The following is a 21,606-nucleotide window of genomic DNA, read 5'->3' on the forward strand; positions in this document are numbered from 1 at the left end:
AGCATCGTCCGGCGGACCGGGAGGGCCCGTGAAGCCGGGCCCCGCCCCGGCGTCCCGCCGGACAGCCAAGCCGACCGGTCCCGCCTCCGCGGGCGCCCCCGTCCCCACCGCCGCGCCCCCGGCGCACCGCCAGGACCGCTCGACCGCGGAGGTCCTCAGCGGCGCGCAGGCCGTCATCCGCAGCCTCGAGCTGCTCGGCATCGACACCGTCTTCGGGCTCCCCGGCGGCACCATCCTGCCGACCTACGACCCGCTCCTCGACTCCGAGAAGATCACGCACATCCTCGTCCGCCACGAGCAGGGCGCCGGCCACGCCGCTGAGGGCTATGCCGCGGCGACCGGGAAGCTCGGCGTGTGCTTGGCGACCTCCGGCCCGGGCGCGACGAACCTCGTCACCGCGATCGCCGACGCCCACATGGATTCGGTGCCGCTGCTCGCGATCACCGGTCAGCAGTCCTCGAAGCTGCTCGGCACGGATGCCTTCCAGGAGGCCGACATCGTCGGCATGACGATGCCGATCACCAAGCACAGCTTCCTCGTCACCCGCGCCGAGGACATCCCGCAGGCGCTGATGAGCGCCCACCGGATCGCCACCACCGGACGGCCCGGCCCGGTGCTCGTCGACATCACCAAGGACGCGCAGCAGGCCGAGGCGCCCTTCGTCTGGCCCGAGGAGCCCTACCTGCCCGGCTACCGCCCGGTGCTCAAACCGCATGCCAAGCAGATCCGCGAGGCCGCCGCGCTCATCGCGCAGGCCCGCCGACCCGTGCTCTACATCGGCGGCGGCGTCATCCGCTCCGGCGCGGAGGAGGAGCTGCTCGCGCTCGCCGAGGCGACGCACATCCCGGTCGCCACCACCCTCATGGCCCGCGGCGCGTTCCCCGACTCGCACCCGCAGCACCTCGGGATGCCCGGCATGCACGGCACCGTGCCGGCGGTCGCGTCCTTCCAGAAGGCCGACCTCCTCATCGCGGTGGGGGCCCGGTTCGACGACCGCGTGACCGGCGACCTCGACTCCTTCGCCCCGCGGGCGAAGGTCATCCACGCCGACATCGACCCGGCGGAGATCGGGAAGAACCGGACCGCGGACGTGCCGATCGTCGGGGACGCCGCCGAGGTCATGGCCGAGCTCCTCACCGAGCTCCGGACGCGGCACGAGGCCGTGCTCGCCGACGAGCGCACCGCCTGGTGGCGGATGCTCGACGAGTGGAAGGAGACCTTCCCGCTCGGCTACGAGGAGAACGAGGACGGGCTGTGCGACCCGCAGTACGTCATCTCCCGGATCTCCGCCCTGACCGGGCCGGAGGGCGTGTACGCCGCCGGTGTGGGGCAGCACCAGATGTGGGCCGCGCAGTTCGTGAAGTACGAGCGCCCGCGGTCCTGGCTCAACTCCGGCGGGCTCGGCACCATGGGCTACTCGGTGCCGGCGGCGATGGGCGCGAAGGTCGGCGAACCCGACCGCGTCGTGTGGGCCATCGACGGCGACGGCTGCTTCCAGATGACCAATCAGGAGCTCGCCACCTGCGTGATCAACCGGATCCCGATCAAGGTCGCCATCATCAACAACTCCTCCCTGGGCATGGTGCGCCAGTGGCAGACGCTGTTCTACGACGGCCGCTACTCGCACTCCGATCTCAACACCGGGCACAACTCGGTGCGGGTGCCCGACTTCGTCAAGCTCGCCGAGGCCTACGGCTGCGAGGGCATCCGCGTCGAGCGCAACGAGGACGTCGATGCCGCCGTGCAGCGCGCCCTCGAGATCGACGACCGACCCGTCGTCATCGACTTCACCGTGCCGGCCGACGCCATGGTGTGGCCGATGGTCGCCGCCGGTGTGAGCAACGACGAGATCCAGTACGCACGCGACATCCGCCCGGACTTCGGCGGAGAGGAATTGGAGGAGGGCGTCTGATGAGCCGTCACACACTGTCCGTCCTGGTCGAGAACAAGCCCGGCGTGCTCGCCCGCCTCACCGGACTCATCGCGCGCCGCGGCTTCAACATCCACTCGCTCGCGGTGGGCACCACGGAGATCGAGGCGTTCTCGCGGATCACCGTGGTCGTCGACGTCGCCGACGTGCCGCTCGAGCAGGTGACCAAGCAGCTCAACAAGCTCGTCAACGTCATCAAGATCGTCGAGCTCGAACCCGAGGTGTCCGTGCGGCGCGCGCACATGATCTTCAAGGTGCGCGCCGACGCCGCGACCCGGGCGCAGATCGCGGCCGCGGTGGAGATGTTCCGCGGCCACATCATCGACGTCGCCCCCGATGCGGTGTCGATCGAGGCGACCGGCGAGCAGTCGAAGCTCGACGCGCTGCGCCTCGTGCTCGAGCCGTTCGGGATCAAGGAGATCGTGCAGTCGGGCACGGTCGCGATCGCCCGCGGTCCGAAGTCCATCACCGACAAGGCGCCCCGCGCCGGCTGAGCCGCTCCCGGAGCAGGACACGATGCGGACACCGCTGTCGGCGTCCCGCATTCCCTATCTAGTATCGAGACAACCCCAATGAAGGAGAACCCCATGGCAGAGCGCTACTACGACGATGCCGCCGACCTGTCGATCATCCAGGGCAAGAAGGTCGCCGTCATCGGCTTCGGCAGCCAGGGCCACGCCCACGCCCTGAGCCTGCGCGATTCCGGAGTCGACGTCCGGATCGGCCTGGCCGAGGGCTCGAAGAGCCGCGACAAGGCCGAGGCCCAGGGCCTGCAGGTCGGCACCCCCGCAGAGGTCGCCGAGTGGGCCGACCTCATCGTCATCCTCGCCCCCGACCAGGTGCAGGCGGAGATCTACAACGAGCAGATCAAGCAGCACCTCGGCGAGGGCGACACCCTGCTGTTCGCCCACGGCTTCAACATCCGCTTCGACTACATCCAGGCTCCCGAGGGCGTCGACGTCATCATGGTCGCCCCCAAGGGCCCCGGCCACGTCGTGCGCCGCGAGTACGTCGACGGCCGCGGCGTGCCGGTGCTCGTCGCCGTGGAGAAGGACGCCTCGGGCAAGGCCTGGGACACCGTGCTGTCCTACGCGAAGGCGATCGGCGGCCTGCGCGCCGGCGGGATCAGGACGACCTTCACCGAGGAGACGGAGACCGACCTGTTCGGCGAGCAGACCGTGCTCTGCGGCGGCGTGTCCCACCTCGTGCAGTACGGCTTCGAGACGCTGACCGAGGCCGGCTACCAGCCGGAGATCGCGTACTTCGAGGTGCTCCACGAGCTCAAGCTCATCGTCGACCTCATGGTCGAGGGCGGCATCGCCAAGCAGCGCTGGTCGATCTCCGACACCGCGGAGTACGGCGACTACGTCTCCGGCCCGCGCGTCATCGGCCCGGAGGTCAAGGAGCACATGAAGGAGGTGCTCGCCGACATCCAGAACGGGAAGTTCGCGCAGCGCTTCATGGACGACCAGAAGGCCGGCGGCACCGAGTTCAAGGAGCTCCGCGCCAAGGAGGAGACGCACCCCATCGAGGCCACCGGCCGCGAGCTGCGTCAGATGTTCTCCTGGCTCAAGGACACCGACGACGACTACACCGAGGGCACTGCCGCACGGTGACCCCGTGCGCCTGAGCTGAGCCATCGCCTCCGCGGACGCGGGCAAACCGCCGAGGGGCGGGCACCGGGATCCCGGTGCCCGCCCCTCGGCGCGTGCGAGGACACGTGTGACAACACCGGCACAGCGACTGCGTCATGGGCACAGCGACTGCGTGATCGGCACAGGGGCGGGCGCCGAGGAGCCCGCATCGCGATCTACGATCGTGGACATGGCCCATCCTCCGCACCCGCACCCGCAGCGCCTCCTCCGCCCGCTCGATGCGACGCCCGACGGTGCACGCTTCGCCGTCCCCGCCCGGATCTTCCCGTGGACGGGCTTCGGCTTCGGTCTCCTCGCGGTCGGTGCTGTGCCGGCGCTCGTCTTCTTGGCCTGGGCGCTCATGCTCGCCGGCGCCGGCAGTCGTGCGGAGGCGGAGTCGACGGCCTGGGCGGCCACCGGGCTGAGCGGGATCCTGCTCCTCTGGCTCGGTGTGCACCTCGGGCGCCTCGGCGCGCTGCGGCACCGGTTGGGGACACTCGATCAGGGGGTCGCCGTGCCCCCGCCCCAGGTCGTCGCGGAGTGCATCCGCCGCGACCGGGAGCTCCACGCCCGGGACGACCGGCTCCCGCCCATCCGCTTCCTCAGCCGGATCCAGATGATCGGCACCGTCATCGGCTCATGGATCCTCGACATCTGGGCCGCACTCACGCCCCCGTTCTCCGGCGGCGGGACAGGGGTGTCGCGCGAGGACATCGATGCTGGCCCTCGGCGCGCCTTCACCACCACGATGCAGCTCGCGAGCTTCTGGTCCGTGATCGGGATCGGACTGATGATCATCGCGGCTGCGGCGGAGAGCGGCCTGGCCGCGGTGCCTGGCGCCCAGTGGTGCGCGCTCGCCGGCTGGATCCTGCTGTTCGCCGCGCTGTGGGTCAAGGCCGGTCTCATGCGCGGACTCGACCGGGGCCTGGCCAACCGCCTCGGGCGGATCAGCCGGCTCGGCGCGCGGCCCGAGGATGCCGAGCGCTGGATGCACGGGCCCGGCGGCGGGCAGCAGGTGCATTACCGCCGCGTGTGAACCGCATCACCCCTGACCTGCTATCGGATAGTGTGGACCCCGTGACTGAGTATCGATTCGAGACATTCTCCCCAGCCCTGACCGACGGCGCCCCCGACCGGCGGACCGATCACTACATGCAGGCGGTGATCGCCGGATTCCACGGGAAGCGCCCCACGGACGAGCGTCTCGTCCACCGGGTCGAGAACGCGATCACCGACGGGCGGAAGCTCACCGCCGTCTACGCCGACCGGGCACCATCCCACGCGCTGAGCGCGGAGATCCCGGTCGCGACCTTCGCCCACTTCGAGAAGCGGATGAACGTCGGCGGCGGTCGTCTCGTGCCTGCGCACCTCATCACGTGGATCACCGTGCGCCCCACCCACCGGCGGCGCGGCCTGCTCCGCTCGCTCATGACCTCCGACCTCACGCAGGCGAAGGCCGACGGCTACCCGTTCGCCGCCCTCACCGCGACCGAGGGCGGAATCTACACCCGGTTCGGGTTCGGCACCGCGACCTGGTTCACCGAGGTCGAGGTCGACACCTCGCCCGGCTTCGCACTCGCCTCCGAGGCCGACCGCCGGGTGGAGATGTGCCCGGCGTCCGCGCTCGAGGAGCTCGCCCCGGCGATCTACGCCCGTTTCCTCCAGGCCTCGCCCGGCGCGATGGAGCGCCAGCAGCTCTACACCGACGTCGCCGCCGGTTCCGTGGACCCCCGCACCGACGACGAGGACCGCTCCGTGCGCGCTGCGCTCCACTACGACGAGTCCGGCGAGCCCGACGGCTACGTGAGCTACCGGTTCCACGGCGAGACGTACTACACCGGCACCGTCGAGCTGCTCGACTTCGTCGCGGTCTCCGACGCCGCCTACTCCGCGCTGTGGGCGTTCCTCGGCGCTGTCGACCTCGTGAACACCGTGAAGTTCGGATACGCCGCCCAGAACTCCCCGCTGCCGTGGCTGCTGACCGACCCGCGCCGGGCCAAGACCGTCGGCCAGCACGACGGCGTGTGGCTGCGCATGCTCGACGTCGTCGCCGCGCTCGAGGCCCGCCCGTGGGAGGTCCCCGGCGAGCTCGTCATCAAGGTGATCGACCCCATGCACCTGGCCGAGGGCACCTACCGGGTCACCGCCGACGGCACCGATGCCGAGGTCGAGCGCGTGAGCGCCTCGGTCCCCGTCGACCTCGAGCTCGGGGTGTCCGAGCTCGGCTCGATCTACCTCGGCGGCGCGGACCCGGTGATCCTCGCCCGCGCGGGGCGGATCGTCCAGCACACCGAGGGTGCGGCCCTGCGCGCGCGTTCGATGTTCGCCCTCGAGCGCGCCCCGTACTCGCCCAACGACTTCTGAGGAGCGTGGAGACCGTGACTGCAGACCCGGAGCCCGGGGCCGGCAGCGCAGAGCAGCGGCGGACCCTCCTCGCCATGACGCTCATCCAGATCGTCGCCGGGATCGGTCTGGTAGTCGCCATGATCGTCTGGTTCCCGGAGTTCACCGGGATCTTCGCTCTGCTGGCCTGGGCCTGCGGTGCGGTCGGCGTCGTCTCCGTGCTGCATGGACTGTTCGTCCTGCTGCCGACGGTGCTGCGCGAGCGGCGGGGCCCGGTTTCCTGATCGTCGACCCGAAGGGGGCGGCCCGCCCGCCGAGGGAGTCGCTGTTCACGATGTGACCCCCTTGTGAAAGGCTTCACAAGGGGTCGATACGATGGTGTCGATCCCGTCATCGGGCGGATGCCCAGCAGCCGCCGCCCCGTGCCGTGTGCCCGTGCCACGGCCCGACATCCACCGTCGCCGCACCCGTGCGCGCATCCGTAGGAGGAACCCGTGAGCAAGCCCGCGGTGCTCATCGCCGAGAACCTGTCGCCCGCCACCATCGAGGCGCTCGGCCCCGACTTCGAGATCCGGAGGTGCAACGGCGCAGACCGTGCCGAGCTGCTCTCCGCGATCGCCGACGTCGACGCGATCCTCATCCGCTCGGCCACGCAGGTCGACGCGGAGGCCATCGCCGCGGCGCCGAACCTCAAGGTCGTCGCCCGCGCCGGCGTCGGCCTCGACAACGTCGACGTGCCGGCGGCGACGAAGGCCGGCGTCATGGTCGTCAACGCGCCGACCTCGAACATCATCTCCGCCGCCGAGCTCACGATGACCCACCTGCTCGCCGCCGCGCGGTACTTCGGCGCCGGCAACTCCTCGCTCAAGGCCGGGGAGTGGAACCGCTCGAAGCTCACCGGTGTCGAGCTCTACGAGAAGACGCTCGGCATCGTCGGCCTCGGTCGGATCGGCGGGCTCGTCGCCGAGCGCGCCAAGTCCTTCGGGATGAAGATCGTCGGCTACGACCCCTACATCTCCCAGTCGCGCGCCGCGCAGATGGGCGTCGAGGTCATGAGCCTCGACGAGCTCCTCGCGGCATCCGACTTCATCACCGTCCACATGCCCAAGACCCCGGAGACCGTCGGGATGATCGGCCGCGAGGCGTTCGCCAAGGTCAAGCCGGGCGTGCGGATCGTCAACGTCGCCCGCGGCGGGATCATCGACGAGGAGGCGCTCGCCGCCGCCGTCGACGCCGGCCAGGTCGGCGGCGCCGGGATCGACGTGTGGAGCCAGGAGCCGCCGGAGCACTCGCGGCTCATGGAGCAGGACGCCGTCAACGTCACCCCGCACCTCGGCGCGTCGACCGACGAGGCCCAGGAGAAGGCCGGCGTCGCCGTCGCGAGGTCCGTGCGCCTGGCGCTGTCCGGGGAGCTCGTGCCCGATGCCGTCAACGTCACCGGCGGTGCGATCCACGCCGACGTGCGCCCGGGCATCCCGCTGGCGGAGAAGCTCGGCCGCGTCGTCGCCGCCCTCGCCGAGGAGCCGATCAGCCACTTCCGGTTCGACGTGCGCGGCGAGATCGCCGACAAGGACGTCTCCGTGCTCCAGCTGTCCGCGCTCAAGGGCCTGTTCCGCGACTACGTGTCCCGGCCGGTGTCCTACGTCAACGCCCCGCTGCTCGCGGAGGAGCGCGGGATGACGCTCGAGCTCACCACCGACCCCTACGTCGAGTCCTTCCGCAACGTCACGACGATCGTCGCGACGACCGCCTCGGGGCGTCAGGTGTCGGTCTCCGGCACCGTCACGGGCCCGAAGCTCGTGCAGAAGCTCACCGGGGTCGACGGCTACGAGCTCGAGATCGCGCTCACCGACCACCTGCTGATCTTCAAGTACGAGGACCGCCCCGGTGTCATCGGGCAGCTCGGGCAGGCGCTCGGCCGCAGCGAGGTCAACATCGCCGGCATGCAGGTGTCCCCGGCCGGGGACGGCGGCGAGGCGCTGTCCGTCATGTCCGTCGACTCCGCCGTGACCCCCGAGGTCGTGTCCGCCCTCGCCGGTGCCGTCGGCGCCTCGCAGTTCACCGCGGTGACGCTGACGGAGGACTGAGACCCGTCACCCGGGCAGCCGTCCCGGCCTCGACGGCCGGGGCGCGCCTCAGGCGTTCCAGAGGCCGTAGGAGTCGGCGAGGCGGGCGATCTTCTTCGCACGCGCCAGACGCGGCAGATACGAGCCGTCGGTGATCTTCTCGCCGCCCGCGGCCCGGTCGAGCATCTCCCGCGCCCATCGGCGGTCGTCCTCGCTGGGGGAGAGCTCGGTGTTGAGGATGCCGATCTGCTCGAGGTCGAGCACAAGCTTGCCGGCCATGCCCATCTTCATGGTCCAGCCGCAGTCCTCGACCACCCGGTCGGCAGGTGCACCGGCCGCCGAGGGGCCGTCGATGGCACCCGGCAGCCCGCCCACCCGGGTGGCGACGACGAGCCGCGAGCGGGCGTAGGCCAGCGCCACCGGGTCGTCGGCGACGCCGGTGTCCTTGCGGAAGTCGTTGGTGCCCAGCGCCAGGCGGAAGGTGCCGGGCGCCTCGGCGATGCGGGTGGCGTTCTCGATCCCGCGCGCGGTCTCGATGAGCGCGAGCACCGGCACCCCGGCGCCGGCCCGCATCGAGGTGTAGGTCACCTGCTCCGGGTGCTCGGTGTTCGGCAGCATGATCCCGCGCAGCCCGGGCAGCGACTTGATCTCGTCGAGGTCCGGCTCCCAGTGGTCGGTGGTCGTGCCGTTGACGCGGACCCACGCCGACATCCCGCACTCGAGGGCGTGCACCACGTGCTCGCGCGCCGCGTCCTTGCCGTCCTCGGGCACCGGGGCCTCGAGGTCGAAGATCACCGAGTCCGCGTCGGAGGCCTGCGCGGCCTCGAAGGTCTCCGGCATCGCGGCGTTGACGAGCAGCCACGAGCGGGAGAGCTTCGCCGGCAGGGCGGCGGCGCGGGCGTTGCGCACCGAGTGGGTCTGCGCCTCGGCCGTGCGGGTCGCCCGCTCGGTCGTCTGCTCCGCGGTGCCGTCCGCGGCGGCAGACGGGTCGGCAGGGCGGGAGGAATCGGCAGGGCGTGCGGGGTGTTCGGCGTTCGTCGGCTGCATGGAGATCAGTCTACGGTCGCTCGGCGCCTCGGCGCGGTGCTCTCACGAGCCGGGCACGCACCGCGCAGGGATGCGGGCGGCTGGGAACCACTTCACAGGGCATTCCAGGATCCAAGACGATCCCCCGAATGGTGAGACGACTCGTAGACTGAGCCCATGACCACTTTCAGAATCGCCGTGATGCCCGGCGACGGCATCGGCACCGAAGTCATCCCCGAGGGCCTCAAGGTCCTGCAGCGCGCGATCGACGCGAGCGGGGAGCCCGTCGAGCTCGTCACCACGACCTTCGAGGCCTCTGCGAAGCGCTGGCACGAGACCGGTGAGACGCTCACCGACGCCGAGCTCGCCGACCTCCGCACCCACGATGCGATCTACTTCGGAGCCTGCGGCGACCCGAGCGTGCCCTCGGGCGTGCTCGAGCGCGGCATCATCCTCAAGATGCGATTCGGTCTCGAGCACGCGGTGAACATGCGCCCCTCGAAGTTCTTCACCGGCGCCACCTCGCCGCTGGCGGACCCGGGGGAGATCGACTTCGTCGTCGTCCGCGAGGGCACCGAGGGCTCCTACACGGGCCAGGGCGGCAGCCTGCGCACCGACACCCCGCACGAGGTCGCCACCGAGGTCTCCGTCAACACCTGGTACGGCATCGAGCGCACCGTGCGCTTCGCGTTCGAGAAGGCGCAGGCGCGGCGCCAGAAGCTCACCTACGTCCACAAGCACAACGTCATGGTCCACGCCGGGCACCTGTGGCGCCGCGTCGTCGAGCACGTCGCCCCGGAGTTCCCCGACGTCGCGGTGAACTACGAGCACACGGACGCCTGCACGATCTACATGGTGACCGACCCCGGCCGCTACGACGTCATCGTCACCGACAACCTGTTCGGCGACATCCTCACCGACCTCGCCGCCGCGGTGACCGGCGGGATCGGGCTCGCCGCCTCGGCGAACCTCAACGTCGACGGCACCGCCCCGAGCCTGTTCGAGCCGATCCACGGCTCCGCCCCGGACATCGCCGGGCAGGGGATCGCCGACCCGACCGCGACCATCCTCTCCGCCGCGCTCATGGCCGAATCGCTCGGGCTCGACGTCGTCGCGAAGACCATCCAGACCGCGGTCGAGGCGGATCTCGCCGAGCGCGGGGACGCCGAGCGCTCGACCGCCGAGGTCGGTGACGCGATCGCCGCCCGGATCGGCTGAGCACCGCCCGGCGGCCGAGTCCGCGGCACCCATTCCGGGGCGCGGCGACGGGGCCCCATACCCCGCCGATGTGACCTCCGCGCGATCTGTCCGTATCGTGGGCAGTGGACCAGCGTGTGGCGCGCGACACATTCCGTGCGTGCACGTGCCGCGCGGCCCCATCCACCCGAACACCTGACTCGTAGAAGAGACCTTTCCCATGACCGAATTCCAGCTCCTCAAGAACGCGCAGCCGACCACGGAGAACGTGCGGGAGGCGATCAAGGCCGACCCCGGTTTCGGCAACCACTTCACCGATCACATGGCGCACGTGCGCTTCACCCGTGAGCAGGGATGGCACGCGCACACCGTCAAGCCCTACGGTCCGCTCGTCCTCGACCCGGCCGCGGCGGTCTTCCACTACGGGCAGGAGATCTTCGAGGGTCTCAAGGCCTACCGGCATGCCGACGGCTCGGTGTGGACCTTCCGCCCGGAGAAGAACGCCGCCCGGATCAACATCTCCGCCGAGCGCCTCGCCCTGCCGCAGATCGATGAGGACGATTTCGTGGGCTCGCTCAAGGCCCTCGTCGAGCAGGATGCCGCCTGGGTCCCGACGCCGCAGAACGACCTCGACGAGTGCAGCCTCTACCTGCGCCCGTTCATGATCGCCTCGGAGACCTTCCTCGGGGTGCGCTCGAGCCACGAGGTCGACTACTACGTCATCGCCAGCCCTGCCGGCGCCTACTTCCCGGGCGGCGTGAAGCCGGTCTCGATCTGGCTGTCCCCGAACCTCAAGCGCGCCAGCCACGGCGGCACCGGCTTCGCCAAGTGCGGCGGCAACTACGCCGCCTCGCTCGCCGCCGGCGACCAGGCCGCGGCGAACGGCTGTGCGCAGGTGCTCTTCACCGACGCCGCGGAGTCGAAGTACCTCGAGGAGCTCGGCGGCATGAACCTCATGCTCGTGACGAAGGACGGCAGGCTCCTCACCCCGAACCTCGGCGACTCGATCCTCGACGGCGTCACCCGCCGTTCGCTCATCGAGCTCGCCCCGCAGGTCGGCCTCACCCCCGAGGAGCGGCCGATCACCCTCGAGGAGTGGCGCGAGGGTGCGGCGTCCGGCGACATCGTCGAGGCCTTCGCCTGCGGCACCGCCGCCGTCATCACCCCGATCGGGCAGCTCAAGGGCGAGGACTTCACCATCGAGCAGAGCACGGAGCCCGGTGAGAAGTCGATGCAGCTGCGCGAGACGCTCCTCGGCATCCAGTACGGCCGCGTCGAGGACACGAACGGCTGGATGGTCCGCCTCGCCTGATCTGCAGGCACTCCGGACCGCTCCCGATCCGCCTCGCCGATCCCTCGGCCCCCGTTCCCGCGGGCCGGGGGATCGGTGCGTCGGGAGGTCGCCGCCAACGGCGCGAGGGCCGCGTCCGCGCCGTCCCGCGCCCACCCATCGGGTTATTGCGCGAATCTGCTAAAAAGAAGGTACGCTACCCCCATGCCTCAGACATCTGCCCCCGCGCGCCCGGCCGCGCTGCGCGCCGACGAAGTCGTCGCCGTCCTGCCCTGGAGATGGAACACCCAGGGTGCGATCTTCCTCATCGGCGGCCTCGGCTTCATGTTCGACGCCTGGGACGTCGCCCTCAACGGCTTCCTCATCCCGCTGCTGAGCGACCACTGGGACCTCACGCTCGGCCAGGCCGCCTGGATCGCCACCGCCAATCTCATCGGCATGGCCACCGGCGCCGTGGTGTGGGGCGGGATGTCGGACCGGATCGGCCGCAAGACCGCCTTCACGCTGACCCTCCTCGTGTTCTCCCTGTTCACCGTGCTCGGCGCCTTCGCGCCGAACATCCTGCTCTTCTGCATCTTCCGGTTCTTCGCCGGCTTCGGCCTCGGCGGCTGCATCCCCGTCGACTACGCCCTCGTCGGCGAGTTCACCCCGGCCAAGCACCGCGGCCGCGTGCTCACCGCGATGGACGGCTGGTGGCCGATCGGCGTCACCCTGTGCGCCTTCGTCTCCGCCTGGCTGCTCGACTTCGGCGACTGGCGCCTCATCATGCTCATCATGGTCCTGCCCGCCCTGCTCATCGTGCTCGTGCGGATCTTCATCCCCGAATCGCCGATGTACCTGATCTCCGCCGGGCAGTACGACAAGGCCGACGCGATCCTCCGCCGCCTCGTCGCACGCACCGGCTCCGACATCACCGAATGGCACTACGAGGGGCTCGGCCCCGCGGCCGCCGCCACGGCGAGCAGCACCTCGGCCACGGCCGGGCCGGCCCCGACGACCGACCCGACCCCCGAGGCGGGCATCGGGGTGCAGCGGCGCGGGGTCCTCGGGCGCGTGGCCGCGCTGACCGGGCAGATCGCCGAGCTGTGGCGGTACTCCGCGCGCGTGACCTTCACCGCGTGGCTCCTCTTCGTCGCGGTGCTCGTCCTCTACTACGCCGCGCTCACCTGGCTGCCGAAGATCCTCCGCGAGCAGGGGCTCGGCGACCAGGCGGCATTCATCGTCACCGGGCAGATGACGGCGATCGGGATCGCCGGCGTGGTGCTGTGCGCGCTGCTCGTCGAGCTCACCGGCCGCAAGTGGATGCTCGGCACCACCTCGGTCGTCGCGGCCGTCGCCCTCGTCGGCTTCGCGATCGCCCTCGACTCCTCCGGGGCCGAGCTCAACGGCGCGGCGAAGTTCTCCATCCTCGCCTTCGGGTTCTTCATCCAGATGGCGATCCCGGCGCTCTACACCTATGTCTCCGAGCTCTACCCCACCCGCCTGCGCGGTTCCGGGTTCGGCTGGGCCTCGGCCGCCTCGCGCGTGGCCACCGGAGTCGCCCCGGTGGTGTTCGGCAGCCTCATGTGGCCGGTCCTCGGGCTCACGTGGACCTTCGTCATCACCGGCGCGTTCGTGGTCCTCGCCGCTCTCGTCATGGCGTTCGCGACGCCCGAGACCACCGGCCAGGAACTCGAGTGACGCACCGCACACCCACGACGGCGCGGCGCCGGGTAGCGTGAGGCCATGACAGTCGAGAACCTCCACGCAGAGCACAAGGTCACCGGCGGCAAGCTCGTCGTCGCCGATGTCGAGACCGACGGCACCGCGATCACCGGCGCCACGATCTCCGGGGACTTCTTCCTCGAACCCGAGGAGGCGTTCTTCGACATCGCGCCCGCGCTCGTCGGCGCCTCCGTCCGGGCCGACTCCGCCGAACTCGTCCGCCGCCTCGACGCCGCGCTCGCCTCCCACGGCTCCGGGCTGCAGATGCACGGCTTCACCACCGCCGACATCGCCACCGTGGTGCGCCGGGCGGTGACGAAGGCGGCGAACTTCTCCGACTTCGACTGGGAGGTCATCCACGGCCCGGTGCTGCCGAGCCGCATCAACGTCGCCCTCGACGAGGTGCTGCTGACCGAGGTCGACGCCGGTCGCCGCCGCCCGACCCTGCGGTTCTGGGAGTGGGAGGACCGGGCGACGGTCATCGGCTCGTTCCAGTCCTACGTCAACGAGCTGCGGCCCGAGGGTGTGGAGAAGTACGGCGTCGACGTCATCCGCCGGATCTCCGGGGGCGGGGCGATGTTCATGGAGGGCGGCAACTGCGTCACCTACTCGATGTACGTGCCGGACTCGATCATCGCCGGTCTCGACTACGCGGAGTCCTACGCCTTCCTCGACCGCTGGGTCATCGCCGCGCTCGGCGACCTCGGCGTCAACGCCTGGTACGTGCCGATCAACGACATCACCTCGAGCGACGGCAAGATCGGCGGTGCCGCCCAGCGCCGCCTGACCTCGGGCACGCTGCTCCACCACGCGACCATGAGCTACGACATCGACGCCGACAGGATGGTCGAGGTGCTGCGGATCGGGGAGGCGAAGATCTCCGACAAGGGCGTGCGGAGCGCGAAGAAGCGCGTCGACCCGCTGCGCCGGCAGACCGGGGCGGACCGGCAGGAGATCATCGCGACGATGATCGACACCTTCACCGCCCGCTACGGCGCCGCCCGCGGGGAGGTGAGCGCCGCCGAGCTCGCCCGGGCCGAGGAGCTCGTCGAGTCGAAGTTCGGCACCGAGGCCTGGACCCATCGCGTCCCCTGAGCCCTCAATTTTCGAAGGTTCCTGAGAACGAAACCGCAAGAATGTGCACGGTATCGGCCGGTCCGCCTGGCCCCGCGAACGCCCCTGCCGCGCCTCCTGCGGCCGGGCGGATGACCGACTAGGCTGGGACCGACGGCGTGCACCGCGCGGACCGTCGTAGCGGCGAACCGACCAGCTGTGCGCTCTCCGCCGAGCACCCCACCGAGAAAGAGGACCCTGTGCGCCACGTAGAACCGACCGTCGAACTCCTGGCCCGTCCGTCGATCGACTGGGACGCGATGAAGAAGTACCTCGGCGAGGTCGGCGGCCTGTCCTGGGCCGAGCGCGTCGAAACGGCCGACAGCCCCGACGGCGAGGACCTCCTCGAGTTCGCCGGCCGCATGTGCTACCGCTCCTGGGAGCCGGGTCTCAACCCCAACGTGTCGCGCGTCCGCACGGACTCCGCCTCCTACCTGGGCAACGTCGTCGCCTCGCAGCACGGCTCCGTGCTCGAGCACGCGAACTACACCTTCGTCCTCCACAACGTGTCGCGCGTCCTCACCCACGAACTCATCCGCCACCGCGCCGGCTGCGCCTACTCGCAGGAGTCCCTGCGCTACGTGCGGCTCACCGAGATCCCGTTCTGGTTCCCCGACTGGGCGCGTGAGGACGAGGAGCTCATGGAGCGCAGCCTCGCCGTGCTCGACACCCTCGAGGAGCACCAGAAGTGGATGACCGAGCACTTCGGGCTCGACGACGAGGGGACGAACTTCGCGCACAAGAAGCACATGACCTCCTTCATGCGGCGCTTCGCCCCCGAAGGGCTCGGCACCGGCATCGTCTACACGGCGAACCTGCGCTCCCTGCGCCACGTCGTGGAGATGCGCACCGCGCCGGGTGCGGAGGAGGAGATCCGCCTGGTCTTCGGCAAGGTCGCCGAGATCATGAAGGCCGAGGCGCCGGCGATCTTCGCGGACTACTCCGTGGAGGACGGCGCCTGGCTGCCCGGCACCCGCAAGGCCTGAGCGCGGGCCCGAGCCGAGGCACGAGAAGGCCCCGGGGAGATCATCTCCCCGGGGCCTCCTCGTGCCAGTGCCGAACGCGCCGGTGCTGACTGCGCCGCTCAGCGGCGCGGATCGAGCCCGCCCTCACCGCGCGGATCGCGGTAGTCGGGGTGGTTCGGATCGAGCGGGCGACCCTGCTGGTCGTAGCCCTGCTGGTCGAGGCCCTGCTGACCCTGGATCCGCCCGTCGTAGCCCTGCTGCTGCGGATCGACCGGCTGACCCTGCTGGTCGAAGCCCGGCTGACCCTGCTGGCCGTAGCCCTGCCCGCGCGGGTCCACCTGCTGATCGTGACCGCGCTGGTCATGGCCGAGGCGGTTCGGATCATGCTGGTCGCGCCCGTGCTCGTCGCGACCGAGCTGGTCGTGGCCCTGCCGGTGCTCGTCGGCTCCGGGTCCGCGCCGGCCGTCGACGAAGTCCTGCTGCTGCGGGCCTCCGGCGTCGAGGCGCGGATCGTTCTCACGGGGCCGGTCGCCGTGTCCGGCGATGCCCGCCCCGGCAGCACCGGCACCGGCAGCGCCCGCGGCGTGGGCGCCTCGGTCGTGGTGATCGTCGCGGACACCGTCGCGGTGACCGTCGTGGTCGCGCACGCCGTCGCGGACCCCGTCGTTCACGCCGTCGCGATCGCGGATCCCGTGGTCGTCGCGGTATCCGTCGTGGTCGCGGATGCCGTCGCCGGTGCGGCCGTCGCGGTCGAGGTCGTGCCGACCGTGGTCGTCGCGCAGTCCGCGGTCGTCATGGTGGCGGTCGTCGCGGTGTCCGTCGCCGGAGTGTGCGGCGGCTGCTCCGGCGCCCGCACCTGCGGCTCCGGCGGCGGCAGCGGTTCCGGCGCCCGGGCCGCGCCCGTCGTGGCGCCCGTCATGATGACCGTCGGTGCGAGTGCCGTCGGTGCTGACATCCGGGTCGAGGCGGTCGGCCTCGGCCTGGCGCCGGCGGACCTGTTCGCGCTCGGCCCGGATCTTCTCCTGCTCGCGAGCGATCTCCTGATCCTTGCGCTCGGCGTCGACGCGGGCGCGCTCGGCCTCGATCTTGCGGTTCTCCGCCTCGAGCTCGCGCTGGCGGACATCGAGGTCGGCCTCCTTGCTCTCCTGGCGCAGCTCTGCGGCCCGCTGACGATTCTCCTCGTCGCGGCGCTGCTGCTCGATGCGCTCGCGCTCCTTCCTCTTCTTCGAGGAATTCACGGCGAACACGATGATGCCGATGATCGCGAGGAGCACGACGATGGCCACGACGATCCAGATGATCGCTTGTGCGTTCATGATCTTTCTCCTTGGGTCCAGGAACCGGTGTGTTCCCTCTCACAAGGAACGTTACCGTCAACCGGGGGTGCGGTGAAGGATTGGAGGGGTCGGATCCTGTCGTCGGTCGCGGCGCAGGCGCCGTGATTCGACTGAGCGGTCATCGCGGAACCCGCCGCGGTGGACTCAGGGTCGGATGATCGTCATCCCCGGGTGCGTCCCGGCATCCATCGCCCGCAGCGCCTCCGGGGTCTCTTCGAGGGTGATCGTGCGGGTGACGAGGTTCTGCGGGCGCAGCGCGCCGCTGCGCACGAGGTCGAGGAGGGCCGGGTAGTCCGCGGCGGCCATCCCGTGGCTGCCGAGGAACGACAGCTCGTGGGAGATGACGCGCCCGATCGCGGCTTCGGGCGGGCCGGCGAACAGCCCGATCTGCACGTGGCGGCCGAGCGGGGCGAGGCAGAGCAGGGCGGCGTTCATCGTGTCCGCCCGGCCGAGCGCCTCGAGGGTGACGGCGGGGGCGGAACCGGCGGCGCGGACGACCTCGGCGGCCACCTCGGCCGGGGTCAGGCCGGTCGAGTCGACGAGCACCTCGGCGCCGTGGCGGGAGGCGAGGGCGAGCGCCTCGGCGCTGATGTCGACGGCCACGACGCGCGCGCCGAGCGCGCGGGCGATCATGATGGCCGACAGTCCGACCCCGCCGCAGCCGAACACGGCCAGCGTCTCCCCGGCGGCCAGGCGGGCGCGGTCGTGGAGTCCGCGGAAGGAGGTCGCGAAGCGGCAGCCGAGGCTGCAGGCGGCCTCGGCGGGGATCTCGTCGTCGACGGCGACGAGGTTGAGGTCGGCGTGGCGGATGACGACCTTCTCCGCCCAGGACCCGAAGTGGGTGAAGCCGGGCTGGGTCTGGTCCGGGCACACCTGGGCGTTGCCGCTCGCGCACCATTCGCACGCTCCGCAGCCGCCGACGAACGGCGTGGTCACGCGCTGTCCGAGCGTCCACTCCCGGACGTCCGCGCCGACCTCGACGATGTGCCCGACGAGTTCGTGACCGGGGACGTGGGGGAGGGCGACGGTGTCGTCGTGGCCGGACCAGGCGTGCCAGTCGCTGCGGCACAGGCCGGTGGCCTCGACGGCGATGACGACGCCGTCGGCGGGAGCAACCGGATCCGGGAGCTCGGCGATGGTCGGGGTGGTGCGGAAGGACTCGAAGCAGACGGCGCGCATGAGGTCATCGTAGGTCCGGCGCACCGGCCCGGTCGGGGCGTCTCAGGGTGCGGCGCCTCAGACGGTGATGCCCGCGGCGGCGAGCTCGGCCAGCAGGGTGCGGCGGATGTCCTGGGCGCGATGGCTGAACGCCTCCTGCCGGCGCATGTACTCCGCCTTGCCGGCGGCCGTCTCGATCCGCACCGGCGTGTACCCCCAGGCGCGGAGGTCGTAGGGGGAGGCCTCCATGTCGAGGCGACGGATCGCGCAGGCGAGGTCGAAGGCTTCGAGCACCGTCTCCGAGGCGACGATCGGCTCGAGCTTCATCGCCCACTTGTAGAGGTCCATGCCGGCGTGGAGGCAGCCGGGCTGCTCGTTCGCCCGCATGCCGGCGCGGGTGGGCTGCAGGGTGTTGCGCGGCACGGCGGCCGGCGTGAAGAACCGGAAGGCATCGAAGTGGCTGCACCGGATGCGGTGGGATTCGACGACGGCGTCGGTGTCGGCCTGCGAGAGCCGCAGCGGGACCTGATCGTGGCGGTGCTCGCCGGGGGACTGGCGGTAGACCATCGCCCATTCGTGGAGCCCGAAGCACCCGAGCGTCGCCTCGCGTCCGAGGGTCGAGTGGAGGAGGCCTGCGATGAATCGCGCCCCGTCGCCGCGCTCGGTGCGCCACGCGGGGAGGTCGACGAACGCAACCGCACCGGCACCGGCGGGGGAGGACCGGGTCGAGGCGCCGGCGGGGGCCTCCTCGATCCGGAACCAGCGCCGGTCGAAGGCCGCCCGGTCCTCATCCGTGGCGATCTCGACCGCGCGCCGCGCGCCGGGCTGCCAGCGGGCGAGCTTGCCGGGCTTGAAGGGGTAGTAGGTGAAGAGGAAGTCCTCGACCGGGTGGGTCTCCCCGCGGGAGCGCCGGGCGAGGTGCGCCGCGGTGCGTTCGCCGACGGTCGCCTCGTGCGCGGCGCGCAGCGCATGCCAGCTCGCTGCGGTGAGCACGGGGACCTCGACGGCGGTCTCCGGGCTGCGGGCCGAGGCGGGAGCGGTGGACGCGGTCATGACCCCCATTGTCCAGCGCGCGCCGGGTCCCGGACAAACGCGGGATCGGTGCGTGACCAGGTCTCCCGGCGCCCCTACCTCTCGCTGCGCTTCGTGCCGCGGGCCGGTGGGGCGTTCCACGGATCCTGAGGCCACGGGTGCTTCGCGTAGCGGTTCCGGTTCTCCGCCCGGACGTGGGCGTAGGCACCGTCCCAGAACGAGGCGAGGTCGCTCGTCACCGCGAGCGGCCGGCCCGCCGGCGACAGCAGGTGGAGGACGACGGGCACACCGCACACCTCCGGGCCGGTCGCCCAGCCGAAGCACTCCTGGAGCTTGACCGCGAGCACCGGCGGCACGATCCCGGTGCCGTCACCGGTGCTCCCCTCCCCGTCATGCGCCTCCGGCTCCGGGTAGTCCAGCCGTACGGCGCGCCCGCTCGGCACCGTGACGCGCTCGGGCACGAGCTCATCGATCCGGGCCGCCTCGGGCCACGGCAGGATCTCCTGCAGCCAGCCCACCGGCGCGCGCTCGCGCAGCCGCCCGGAGAACCGGTCGAGCAGCGCCTCCCACTTCACATCCGGCCACGGTTCCCCGAGGGCGGCATGGAGGAGGCCGAGGCGCCGGCGCAATGCCGCGAACCCCGCGCTCGGAGCGAGCATTCCGGGTCCCTGCTCAGCCACCGCGGCGGCGAGGGCGAGCTCCTCGGATGCGGGCGTCGGCTTCACCGGGGTCGAGGACAGCTCGATCGCGCCGAGGCGCTCGACCCGCCGGGCCCGGATGCGCCCCTCGTGGAAGCGGGCGTCCTCCGCCGTGCGCCGCATGCCGGATGCGGCGAACTCGGCGATCTCCCGGGTGATCGGCACCGCGGCCCGGATGAGCGCACGCTCACCGGCGAGTCCGACCTCGGCGACGGCGAGCCACGCGCTGCCGGTGAGCCGCGAGTCGCGGGGGAGCACCGCCCCCGTGCCCGAGGCGAAGAGGTACTCCCCGGGGGCATCGGACCGCTCCCGGGCGATCCGGTCCGGGCGGGCGAGCGCGGCGACGAGGCCGACGGCCGTGTCCGGGGACAGGTTCTCGACGAGCCCGGGCGGAATGTCGACCGCGAACCCGCCGCCGGCCCCCGCAGCCGGGTCTGCACCCGTCGCGTCCTCGGCGCCTCCGGGCGGACCGCACCGCGCCATCCGCTCGAACCGGTCGACCTCGGTGGACCAGGCGCGGTCGCGATCACGGCGCAGCGATCGGAGCAGAGCCGGCAGGTCACCGCCCGGAGCCCGCAGCTCGAGACCGAGGGCGGCGACGACCTCGGCAGCCCGGCGTGCTCCGGCGATCTGCGACCCGGTGAGGAGGCCGCGGGCGAGCCGGGGATCGGCCGGGATCCGAGCGAGCCGGCGCCCCGCCGCGGTCGCCCGCCTGGAGTCGTCGAGCGCACCGAGCCCGATGAGGGTCTCCTCGGCCGCCGCCCGCGCCCGGTCCGGCAGCGGGTCGGGCAGTCGCAGCCCGTCCCCGCCCGGTGCGCCCCAGCAGGCGAGGTCGAGCATGGCGGAGGTGAGATCGGCGGTGCGGACCTCCGGCGGGGTGTCCGCCGGCAGGCCGGCCCACTCGGATTCCGCCATGCACCGGATGACCCGGCCCGGGCCCTCGCGGGCGGCGCGGCCGGCGCGCTGGGTGCCCGCGGCCTTCGACTCCCGCACGGTGACGAGCCCGCTCATCCCGCGCACGGTGTCGAGGCGCGGCTGCCGGGACAGCCCGGCGTCGACGACGGTGCGCACCCCGGGCACGGTGAGGGAGGACTCGGCGACTGCGGTCGCGACGATGACGCGCGGGCCGCGCCCGGTCTCCCCAGACCCGGCCCCACCCGGGGCGCGCTCATTCGAACGGTCCGCTGCGGCGGGGGACAGGATGCGGTCCTGCTCGGCCGGCGGGGTGCCGCCGGACAGCGCGAGCACCTCGGAACCGGCGGGGAGCGCGCTCCGGAGCAGCCCGATGACGCGGTCGATCTCGCGCAGGCCCGGGAGGAACACGAGGACGTCCCCGGAGTCGGGTTCGGCGGCCGCCGCGGCGGTCTGCCGGGCGACGTGGGCGAGGAAGTCCGGATGGACGCCGCGCGCATCGAGGGGCCGCCGGGCCGCTGGGGCCCACCGGACCTCGAGCGGGTGGATGCCGGCAGCAGCGGTGAGCACCGGGGCCGAAGCGGCGGGGGCGCCGGGGGTGCCGTCGTCCTCGCCGAGGAGCTCGGCCCAGCGCCCGGCTTCGAGGGTGGCGGACATGACGACGAGGGAGAGGTCCTCGCGGAGCTCGACGAGCTCGCGGAGCATCCCGAAGGCGAGGTCGGTGTCGAGGTGCCGCTCGTGGATCTCGTCGAGCACCACCGCCGCGGCGCCGGCGAGCTCGGGATCGGCGAGCAGACGGCGCACGAGCACGCCGGAGGTGACGAACTCGACGCGCGTGCGCCGGGAGACCGACCGGTCCCCGCGGACCGTGTAGCCGACCTCCTCGCCGAGGCGCGTGCCGGTGAGCGAGGCGAGGCGCCGGGCGGCGGAGCGCGCGGCCATGCGCCGCGGCTGGGCGACGACGACCCGGCCGGCACCCGCCTCGGCCTCGGCGGCATCTGCGAGCGCGGTGGCGAGGGCCGGCGGCACGAGCGTCGTCTTGCCGGTGCCCGGCGGGGCCTCGATCACCGCGCGCACCGGACCGGCCGCGGCGAGTTCGGCGAGCCGGGGCAGGACGGCGGCCGCCGGGAGGCCGGCGGACAGGGCATCGAGGTCGAAGAGCGGCACGGAACCATCCTCGCACCCACCGCGGACACGGCC

17 protein-coding genes are annotated in these 21,606 nt (G+C 71.9%); 12 read left to right on the plus strand and 5 right to left on the minus strand.

Going from position 1 to position 21,606, the window contains the following annotated elements; all coding sequences use genetic code 11:
* Positions 1–28: 28 nt before the first annotated feature.
* From AB0I45_RS03675 to serA, 7 genes are all read left to right on the plus strand, one after another.
* Positions 29–1,912, plus strand: coding sequence for an acetolactate synthase large subunit (locus tag AB0I45_RS03675; RefSeq protein ID WP_345032794.1), 1,884 nt, complete (start codon positions 29–31; stop codon positions 1,910–1,912).
* A complete protein-coding gene (ilvN, locus tag AB0I45_RS03680; protein WP_137320197.1) occupies positions 1,912–2,424 on the plus strand; it encodes an acetolactate synthase small subunit in 513 nt (170 codons plus the stop codon). Before AB0I45_RS03675 ends, ilvN begins: the two co-directional genes overlap by 1 nt.
* Before the next feature lie 93 nt (positions 2,425–2,517).
* Positions 2,518–3,546 (plus strand): ketol-acid reductoisomerase, encoded by a 1,029-nt coding sequence (gene ilvC, locus AB0I45_RS03685; protein ID WP_137320196.1) that lies wholly within the window; start codon positions 2,518–2,520, stop codon positions 3,544–3,546.
* 208 nt (positions 3,547–3,754) lie between these two features.
* Positions 3,755–4,600, plus strand: a complete 846-nt coding sequence (locus AB0I45_RS03690; RefSeq protein ID WP_137320195.1) for a hypothetical protein — start codon at positions 3,755–3,757, stop codon at positions 4,598–4,600.
* Between the two features lie 41 nt (positions 4,601–4,641).
* A complete protein-coding gene (locus AB0I45_RS03695) occupies positions 4,642–5,928 on the plus strand; it encodes a GNAT family N-acetyltransferase (protein ID WP_137320194.1) in 1,287 nt (428 codons plus the stop codon).
* A 14-nt stretch (positions 5,929–5,942) separates the two neighbouring features.
* On the plus strand, positions 5,943–6,191 hold the full coding sequence (locus AB0I45_RS03700; RefSeq protein ID WP_360316816.1) for a hypothetical protein: 249 nt from the start codon (positions 5,943–5,945) through the stop codon (positions 6,189–6,191).
* A 210-nt stretch (positions 6,192–6,401) separates the two neighbouring features.
* A complete protein-coding gene (serA, locus tag AB0I45_RS03705) occupies positions 6,402–7,994 on the plus strand; it encodes a phosphoglycerate dehydrogenase (RefSeq protein ID WP_360316819.1) in 1,593 nt (530 codons plus the stop codon).
* Between the two features lie 48 nt (positions 7,995–8,042).
* On the opposite strand, the gene AB0I45_RS03710 is transcribed toward serA, so the two are convergent.
* Positions 8,043–9,020, minus strand: coding sequence for a CoA ester lyase (locus AB0I45_RS03710; protein WP_360316822.1), 978 nt, complete (start codon positions 9,018–9,020; stop codon positions 8,043–8,045).
* 156 nt (positions 9,021–9,176) lie between these two features.
* Between AB0I45_RS03710 and AB0I45_RS03715 the strand changes: the two genes are divergently transcribed.
* From AB0I45_RS03715 to thyX, 5 genes are all read left to right on the plus strand, one after another.
* The gene (locus AB0I45_RS03715; RefSeq protein WP_137320190.1) at positions 9,177–10,217 is read left to right on the plus strand and encodes a 3-isopropylmalate dehydrogenase; all 1,041 of its coding nucleotides are present in this window, start codon (positions 9,177–9,179) and stop codon (positions 10,215–10,217) included.
* Positions 10,218–10,416: 199 nt separating this feature from the next.
* The gene (locus AB0I45_RS03720; protein WP_360316826.1) at positions 10,417–11,508 is read left to right on the plus strand and encodes a branched-chain amino acid aminotransferase; all 1,092 of its coding nucleotides are present in this window, start codon (positions 10,417–10,419) and stop codon (positions 11,506–11,508) included.
* Between the two features lie 183 nt (positions 11,509–11,691).
* Positions 11,692–13,167, plus strand: coding sequence for an MFS transporter (locus AB0I45_RS03725; protein WP_137320188.1), 1,476 nt, complete (start codon positions 11,692–11,694; stop codon positions 13,165–13,167).
* A gap of 45 nt (positions 13,168–13,212) precedes the next feature.
* Positions 13,213–14,286, plus strand: a complete 1,074-nt coding sequence (locus tag AB0I45_RS03730) for a biotin/lipoate A/B protein ligase family protein (protein WP_360316830.1) — start codon at positions 13,213–13,215, stop codon at positions 14,284–14,286.
* A gap of 218 nt (positions 14,287–14,504) precedes the next feature.
* Positions 14,505–15,290, plus strand: a complete 786-nt coding sequence (gene thyX, locus AB0I45_RS03735) for an FAD-dependent thymidylate synthase (protein ID WP_137320186.1) — start codon at positions 14,505–14,507, stop codon at positions 15,288–15,290.
* A 98-nt stretch (positions 15,291–15,388) separates the two neighbouring features.
* On the opposite strand, the gene AB0I45_RS03740 is transcribed toward thyX, so the two are convergent.
* The 4 genes from AB0I45_RS03740 to AB0I45_RS03755 all read right to left on the minus strand — a co-directional run bounded on the left by AB0I45_RS03740 (position 15,389) and on the right by AB0I45_RS03755 (position 21,573).
* The gene (locus tag AB0I45_RS03740; protein ID WP_345032775.1) at positions 15,389–16,585 is read right to left on the minus strand and encodes a cell envelope integrity protein TolA; all 1,197 of its coding nucleotides are present in this window, start codon (positions 16,583–16,585) and stop codon (positions 15,389–15,391) included.
* A gap of 165 nt (positions 16,586–16,750) precedes the next feature.
* A complete protein-coding gene (locus AB0I45_RS03745) occupies positions 16,751–17,785 on the minus strand; it encodes an alcohol dehydrogenase catalytic domain-containing protein (protein WP_360316836.1) in 1,035 nt (344 codons plus the stop codon).
* A gap of 57 nt (positions 17,786–17,842) precedes the next feature.
* On the minus strand, positions 17,843–18,817 hold the full coding sequence (locus AB0I45_RS03750) for a 3-methyladenine DNA glycosylase (RefSeq protein WP_247423875.1): 975 nt from the start codon (positions 18,815–18,817) through the stop codon (positions 17,843–17,845).
* A 74-nt stretch (positions 18,818–18,891) separates the two neighbouring features.
* Entirely contained in the window at positions 18,892–21,573 is a 2,682-nt protein-coding gene (locus AB0I45_RS03755) for an ATP-dependent helicase C-terminal domain-containing protein (protein ID WP_360316840.1), read from the minus strand.
* Positions 21,574–21,606 lie beyond the last annotated feature (33 nt).

The organism is Brevibacterium sp. NPDC049920 (assembly GCF_040656435.1).
Lineage (GTDB): Bacteria > Actinomycetota > Actinomycetes > Actinomycetales > Brevibacteriaceae > Brevibacterium > Brevibacterium pityocampae.